Here is a 6620-nt window from a genome sequence, read left to right as displayed (position 1 = left end):
GCTCAAAATCGCCTCCGGACCTCAAACAAATTTTTGCCAATGTACGGGCGACGATATGCAATTTTTGATTGAGTTGAAAGGATGCAAAGACCGCCAATATGAGGGCACGATGCAACAAAAAGGCCGGTGAAAACCGGCCTTTTGTTAGTCCTGATCCTGCTGCGGGGCGTCGGGATCGTCTTTGCCAATCCCCAAAAACACCCAGCGGAACGGGATCGCCCATGCAATCCCGAGAAAGATATATGTCGGCAATTCGAGCCATTTGGGCAAACGGTCGATATTCGACATGACCGTAACAGCGAAAACCACATAGGCCGGCATCCCCACAACGAGGATAAACAAGGCTAGGCGTTTCCGGTTCTTATAGGTCATCAGTCTGCGAATGGATCGGTTACAAGGATTGTGTCGTCACGTTCAGGCGAGGTGGACAGTAGTGCGACAGGGCACTCGATCAACTCTTCAACGCGTTTGACATATTTGATCGCATTCGCTGGCAGATCGTTCCACGACCGCGCCCCTTCAGTCGATTCCGACCAGCCGGGCATTTCCTCGTAGATGGGCGTGCAGCGCGCCTGTTGATCGGCGGCGGTCGGCAGGTAGTCCAGACGTTCGCCATCAAGATCGTAGCCCACGCAGATTTTCAGCGTCTCGAACCCGTCCAGCACGTCGAGCTTGGTCAGCGAAATGCCGTTGATGCCGGAAATCGCACAGGTCTGGCGCACGAGGCAGGCGTCGAACCAGCCGCAGCGGCGCTTGCGCCCCGTGGTCGTGCCGAACTCGTGCCCGCGGGTGCCGAGCCGCTCGCCGTCGGCATCGTGCAGTTCGGTCGGGAACGGGCCCTCGCCCACGCGGGTGGTGTAGGCCTTGACGATGCCGAGCACGAAGTCGATCGCATTGGGGCCGATGCCCACGCCGGTCGCGGCCTGACCCGCGATCACGTTCGAGGAGGTCACGAAGGGATAGGTGCCGAAATCGATATCCAGCAGCGCGCCCTGCGCCCCTTCGAAGAGAATGCGGTTGCCGGCCTTGCGCCGTTCGTTCAGCACCTTCCAGACCGGCGCCGCGAAGGGCAGGATCTGCGGTGCGATGTCCTTGAGCTGAGCGATCAGCGCGTCCCGGTCCACCGGGTCGATGCCCAGGCCCCGGCGCAGCGGGTCATGATGCTGCAGCGCGCGGTCGACGCGGGCGATCAGTGTCGCCTCGTCGGCCAGGTCCGCCACGCGGATGGACCGGCGGCCCACCTTGTCTTCGTAGGCCGGGCCGATGCCGCGCCCGGTGGTGCCGATCTTGGTGCCCTTGCTGGCCGCTTCCTCGCGGGCGCGGTCAAGCTCGCCGTGGATGGGCAGGATGAGCGGCGTGTTTTCCGCGATCATCAGGGTTTCGGGGGTGATTTCGACGCCCTGCGCGCGCACGGTCTCGATCTCGCCCAGAAGGTGCCAGGGGTCCAGCACCACGCCATTGCCGATCACCGACATCTTGCCGCCGCGCACCACGCCCGAGGGCAGCGCGTGCAGCTTGTAGACCTTGCCGTCGATCACCAGCGTGTGGCCCGCGTTGTGCCCGCCCTGGAATCGGCAGATCACGTCGGCGCGCTCGCTCAGCCAGTCGACGATCTTGCCCTTGCCTTCGTCGCCCCACTGGGCGCCCACGACAACCACGTTGGCCATGATGACGGATCCTTCCTGATGAACCGGGCTCAAACCGGGGCGTGTATAACGGTGCCTCTGCCGGGGTGAAACAGGAAAGTGTGGCCCCAATGGCCGCAGGCAGGGGCGCAACCGCACGTTGATTGCGCAAACAGGGCCGATCACGCTGCAACTGCACAATGAACCCTCTTGCGGCGGCCTGTCGCATCCCATAAGTAAGGCCGAAAGAATGCAAGGCCCGGGAAAGCTGCCCTCATGGAAAACGTCATCCTCGTCGTCCATCTGATCCTTGCCATCTGTCTGATCGGGGTTGTTCTGCTGCAACGGTCTGAAGGTGGCGGTCTCGGTATCGGAGGTGGCGGCGGCGGTGTGATGAGCGGGCGCTCTGCGGCCACCGCGCTTGGCAAGATCACCTGGGGCTTTGCCATCGCCTTCCTGGCCACCTCGGTCACCCTGACGATCATCTCGGCGCAAAACTCCTCGACCGACTCGGTGCTCGACCGGATCGGCGCGGCCCCTGCCGAATCCACGGAAGAGACCACGGTTCCTGCCCTGCCGGGCGAGGGTCCGCTGCTTCCGCCCGCCGAAACCGACGCGCCGCTGGTTCCGCCGCGCGCCGACTAATCCAATAAATCTTGGGGTTTCGGCCCCTTCACTCAACATCATGTAGCGGCTGGCTTGCCCTGCCCGTGCGAATCCTGTTATCCTCAAATCCCGTGATAGAGGGATTTGAGGATCGCGATTTGCTGTTTGCGGCAACCGGTCCGGCACGGGAGACTAGCACCACATGGCGCGATTCATCTTCATCACCGGCGGGGTGGTTTCCTCGCTTGGGAAAGGTCTGGCATCCGCGGCTCTGGGGGCGCTTCTGCAGGCACGGGGCTTCACCGTCCGGCTGCGCAAGCTCGACCCCTATCTGAACGTCGATCCGGGCACGATGTCGCCGTTCGAACATGGCGAGGTCTTCGTCACCGATGACGGGGCCGAGACCGATCTCGACCTTGGTCATTACGAGCGTTTCACCGGGGTGCCGGCCTGCAAGACCGATTCCGTAAGTTCGGGCCGAATCTACTCCAACGTGCTGGAGAAAGAGCGCAAGGGCACCTACCTGGGCAAAACCATCCAGGTCATTCCCCACGTCACCAACGAGATCAAGGATTTCATCTCGATCGGTGAAGACGACGTGGATTTCATGCTCTGCGAAATCGGCGGCACCGTGGGCGACATCGAGGGCCTGCCCTTCTTCGAGGCCATCCGCCAGTTCGGACAGGAAAAGCCGCGCGGTCAGTGCATCTTCATGCATCTCACCCTGCTGCCCTATATCAAGGCATCGGGCGAGTTGAAGACCAAGCCCACGCAGCACAGTGTGAAGGAACTGCGCTCGATCGGCCTTGCCCCCGACATCCTGGTCTGCCGCTCCGAAGGCCCGATCCCGGCCAAGGAACGCGAGAAGTTGGCGCTGTTCTGTAACGTGCGCCCCGACTCGGTGATCGCCGCGCAGGACCTGGGCTCGATCTACGACGCGCCGCTGGCCTATCACCAGGAAGGGCTGGACCAGGCCGTTCTCGACGCCTTCGGCATCAGCCCCGCCCCCAAGCCCGACCTCAGCCGGTGGGAAGATGTCAGTGACCGGGTGCACAACCCGGAAGGCGAAGTGAAGGTCGCCATTGTCGGCAAGTACACGCAGCTGGAAGACGCCTACAAATCCATCGCCGAGGCGCTGACCCACGGCGGCATGGCCAACCGGGTGAAGGTCAAGGCCGAGTGGATCGACGCCGAGATTTTTGACCGCGAAGACCCGGTCCCCTATCTCGAAGGCTTCGACGCGATCCTGGTGCCCGGCGGCTTCGGCGACCGCGGCACCGAGGGCAAGATCACGGCCGCGCAATTCGCGCGCGAGCACAAGGTGCCCTATCTGGGGATCTGCCTCGGGATGCAGATGGCGGTGATCGAGGCCGCACGCAACCTGGCCAATCTTGGCGATGCCGGGTCCGAGGAATTCGATCACGAGTCGGGCAAGAAGCGCTTCACGCCGGTGGTCTACCACCTCAAGGAATGGGTGCAGGGCAACTACAAGGTCACCCGCAAGGTCGATGACGACAAGGGCGGCACCATGCGGCTCGGCGCTTATGACGCGGTGCTCAAGCAAGGCTCGAAAGTGGCCGAAGTCTATGGCGGCTGCGCCATCGAGGAACGTCACCGCCACCGCTACGAGGTCGACATCAAGTATCGCGAGGCGCTGGAGGAAAAGGGCCTGCTCTTTTCCGGCATGTCCCCCGACGGACGCCTGCCCGAGATCGTGGAACACAAGGACCATCCGTGGTTCATCGGCGTGCAATTCCACCCCGAACTGAAATCCAAACCCTTCGATCCGCATCCGCTGTTTCGCGATTTCGTGCGGGCCGCCAAGGACAACTCGCGCCTCGTCTGATCGCAAGCACCTGATCTTGAATAAAAAACCATCCCCGCAGGGTCATACGCCCGGCGGGGATTTTTCTTTGTGTTTTCTTTGAACCTGCGGGCGGTCCCGCGCGACACATGATCGTAAGCGATTTCAGAAGCTTCACCCTTCACAAGTATCCGTTTCGGACCAGGACTTTTGCCATGACCAAGACCTTTACCACCCTCGCCTCGGCCTTCGCGCTTTCGCTCGCCTTGGCCCCTGCCGCCTTCGCCGACGCCTCTGATTTCGCGGGCTTCTATGCCGGCTTCGAACTGGGCAACGCCAACCTTGAAAACTCCTTCGGCCTGCCCCTGCAAAGCGCCCATACCGGCGGCGTCTTTGTCGGCTACAACCATGCCGTGACCCCCGACATCATCGTCGGTGCGGAACTGTCCTACGGGCTGGACCGCGATCACCAGATTGCCCCCGGCACCACCTTCTCGGTCGAAGGACCGCTCGAACTGGGCGCGCGTGCAGGCTACGTGTTCGGCAATTCCATGGTCTACGCCACGCTCGGCTACACCTGGGCGGATTTCACCCAGACCGGCGCGCCCTTCTCGGAAAGCTTCGAGGGCATGAGCTACGGCCTTGGTCTGGAAACCCTGGTCAGCGACACCATCTCGCTGCGCATCGAATATGCCCATACCACCTACAACACGGGCGGTCTGATCTACGCCTCCAACCTCGACTTCGACTCTGACGCGGTCTCGATCGGCGTGGCCTTCCACTTCTGATCCGGTCCCCGCTCTGCCCCCCTCCCAGGCGGTGCCATTTGGCGCCGCCTGTTGCGCTTCGGCTTGCATCCTGTCCGCAAATCGGCACCAAATGGCCGGACCGCCCCCACCCGAGGTTTCCATGACCCGCCTTCCCTTCGCCACGACGGACGTTTTCACGACCGAGCCCTATGCGGGCAACCCCCTGGCCATCGTCGAAGAGGCCGACGGGCTCAGCACCGCGCAGATGCAGACCATCGCGCGTGAGTTCAACCTCTCGGAAACCATCTTCGTCCAGACGCCCGACGACCCGGCCCACACGGCCAAGGTGCGCATCTTCTTTCCCACGGCAGAGAGTCCCTTCGCAGGCCACCCCACCATCGGCTGCGCGATCCATATCGCCCGTGGGCGCAACAGCGGCAGCGATTGGGATGACGAGATCACGCTGGAGGAAGCCGCGGGCCTCGTGCCGGTCTCCGTCTGGTGCCGCAACGGGGTGATCACGGCAGAATTCACGGCCCCGCAACTGCCCATGCCCATGGGCGGCGACACCAGCCCGGCCCTGATCGGGGCCGCGCTCGGCCTGTCCGCGGGCCAGATCGGCTACGGCGCCCACCAGCCCCGGGTCTGGAAAGCCGGGCCCGATTTTCTCTTCGTGCCGCTCAAGGGGCCGCATGCCCTGGCCGCGGCCAAGCCCACGCAACCGGCCTGGGCGGACCTGTCGCGCAATACAAACGAATCCGTATTCCTTTACACGCCCGCAGGCGATGGCACCTTCCGCACCCGGATGTTCGCCCCCGATCACGGCGTGCCCGAAGACCCTGCCACCGGCTCGGCCTCGGCCATTTTCGCGGCACAGCTCATGGCGGGCGGGGACTTGGCAGAGGGCGAAAACACCTTCACGCTGGTGCAGGGCGTCGAAATGGGCCGCCCGTCCCAGATCGGCCTTGCGGTCATGGTCGACGACGGCCGGATCAGCGCCATCCGCATCGCCGGGCGCGCCGTTCCGATCATGTCGGGACAGGTCACGCCGCCCACTGGATGAAGGTAGCGCCTTGGCAGCAGGGGAAATGGGGCTTATCTCGGACCCATGTTCGGTGAATTGCTCAAGCGCCTCACGGCGTCCGACCCCGCCCCCCTGCCCGATCCCGATGCGCGGCTAGCGCTTGGTGCGCTTCTGGTGCGTATCGCGCGCAGCGACGGCCAGTATGACGAGGCCGAGATCGCCCGCATCGACCGGATTTTGGCCGAACGCCACGGGCTTGGGCCTTTCGAGGCCACCAAGCTGCGGCGCGAAGCCGAAACCCTAGAATCCGAGGCCCCCGACACGGTGCGCTTTACCCGCGCGATCAAGGATGCCGTGCCCTACGAGGAGCGCGCCGGCGTGATCGAGGCGCTGTGGTCGGTGGTTCTGGCCGATGGCGTGCGCGACCACGAAGAAGACGCGCTGCTACGCCTGACCGCGAACCTACTTGGCGTCAATGACCGAGACAGCGCCCTGGCACGCCAGCGGGTCGAGGCGCGGGGCTAGGTCGCCATGCTGCGCCTGTCCCCGGCCGTCCTGCTGCTTCTTGGCCTGCCGCTCCATGCGCAAAGCGTCACGCCGCGCGACTACGCCGGGATCCGGGAAACGGCGCTGGCCGTGATCGGGTTCGAGATCCTGCCCCCGCGCCCGGAACCGGGCTACAGCCTCGATCATGGCATCGCCTTCGCGGGGGGGCATGTCGGCACCGGTTTCGCGGGGCAAACCCTGGTCTCCGATGGCCCCTTCGACCGCCTGTCCGGCCAGCCCACGCCGCCCCTTGCCCTTCTGACCGG

The 6620-nt window shown here is 63.9% G+C and carries 8 protein-coding genes; 6 read left to right on the top strand and 2 right to left on the bottom strand.

All coding sequences use genetic code 11. The features are described 5' to 3' along the window. Window positions 1-144 precede the first annotated feature (144 nt). Together ACEQXV_RS19250 and ACEQXV_RS19245 are read right to left on the bottom strand one after the other, a co-directional pair. Complete coding sequence (locus tag ACEQXV_RS19250) at window positions 145-372, bottom strand: DUF2842 domain-containing protein (RefSeq protein WP_370270520.1); 228 nt, start codon at window positions 370-372, stop codon at window positions 145-147. Continuing rightward, window positions 372-1667 carry an adenylosuccinate synthase gene (locus tag ACEQXV_RS19245; protein WP_370270518.1) on the bottom strand — a complete coding sequence of 432 codons (1296 nt, stop codon included), beginning with the start codon at window positions 1665-1667 and terminating at the stop codon, window positions 372-374. Before ACEQXV_RS19245 ends, ACEQXV_RS19250 begins: the two co-directional genes overlap by 1 nt. Window positions 1668-1901: 234 nt before the next feature. Between ACEQXV_RS19245 and secG the strand changes: the two genes are divergently transcribed. The 6 genes from secG to ACEQXV_RS19215 form a co-directional block, all read left to right on the top strand. Next, window positions 1902-2270 carry a preprotein translocase subunit SecG gene (gene secG / locus ACEQXV_RS19240; protein ID WP_370254815.1) on the top strand — a complete coding sequence of 123 codons (369 nt, stop codon included), beginning with the start codon at window positions 1902-1904 and terminating at the stop codon, window positions 2268-2270. 163 nt (window positions 2271-2433) lie between these two features. After that, complete coding sequence (locus tag ACEQXV_RS19235) at window positions 2434-4077, top strand: CTP synthase (RefSeq protein ID WP_370270517.1); 1644 nt, start codon at window positions 2434-2436, stop codon at window positions 4075-4077. Window positions 4078-4250: 173 nt separating this feature from the next. Next, window positions 4251-4823, top strand: coding sequence for an outer membrane protein (locus ACEQXV_RS19230; RefSeq protein ID WP_370255305.1), 573 nt, complete (start codon window positions 4251-4253; stop codon window positions 4821-4823). Window positions 4824-4944: 121 nt separating this feature from the next. After that, on the top strand, window positions 4945-5847 hold the full coding sequence (locus ACEQXV_RS19225; protein ID WP_370270516.1) for a PhzF family phenazine biosynthesis protein: 903 nt from the start codon (window positions 4945-4947) through the stop codon (window positions 5845-5847). Window positions 5848-5892: 45 nt separating this feature from the next. After that, the gene (locus ACEQXV_RS19220) at window positions 5893-6333 is read left to right on the top strand and encodes a TerB family tellurite resistance protein (protein WP_370255301.1); all 441 of its coding nucleotides are present in this window, start codon (window positions 5893-5895) and stop codon (window positions 6331-6333) included. 6 nt (window positions 6334-6339) lie between these two features. After that, a partial coding sequence (locus ACEQXV_RS19215) for a hypothetical protein (protein ID WP_370270514.1) occupies window positions 6340-6620 on the top strand: 281 nt, incomplete at its 3' end.

Source organism: Nioella sp., assembly GCF_964229645.1.
Classification (GTDB): Bacteria; Pseudomonadota; Alphaproteobacteria; order Rhodobacterales; family Rhodobacteraceae; genus Nioella.
This window is presented reverse-complemented; position numbering and strand designations above follow the sequence as displayed.

Bases quoted from the DNA above. Each gene is read 5' to 3' on its own strand.
- ACEQXV_RS19250 (WP_370270520.1), bottom strand. From the start codon at position 372: ATGACCTATAAGAACCGGAAACGCCTAGCCTTGTTTATCCTCGTTGTG.
- ACEQXV_RS19245 (WP_370270518.1), bottom strand. From the start codon at position 1,667: ATGGCCAACGTGGTTGTCGTGGGCGCCCAGTGGGGCGACGAAGGCAAG.
- secG (WP_370254815.1), top strand. From the start codon at position 1,902: ATGGAAAACGTCATCCTCGTCGTCCATCTGATCCTTGCCATCTGTCTG.
- ACEQXV_RS19235 (WP_370270517.1), top strand. From the start codon at position 2,434: ATGGCGCGATTCATCTTCATCACCGGCGGGGTGGTTTCCTCGCTTGGG.
- ACEQXV_RS19230 (WP_370255305.1), top strand. From the start codon at position 4,251: ATGACCAAGACCTTTACCACCCTCGCCTCGGCCTTCGCGCTTTCGCTC.
- ACEQXV_RS19225 (WP_370270516.1), top strand. From the start codon at position 4,945: ATGACCCGCCTTCCCTTCGCCACGACGGACGTTTTCACGACCGAGCCC.
- ACEQXV_RS19220 (WP_370255301.1), top strand. From the start codon at position 5,893: ATGTTCGGTGAATTGCTCAAGCGCCTCACGGCGTCCGACCCCGCCCCC.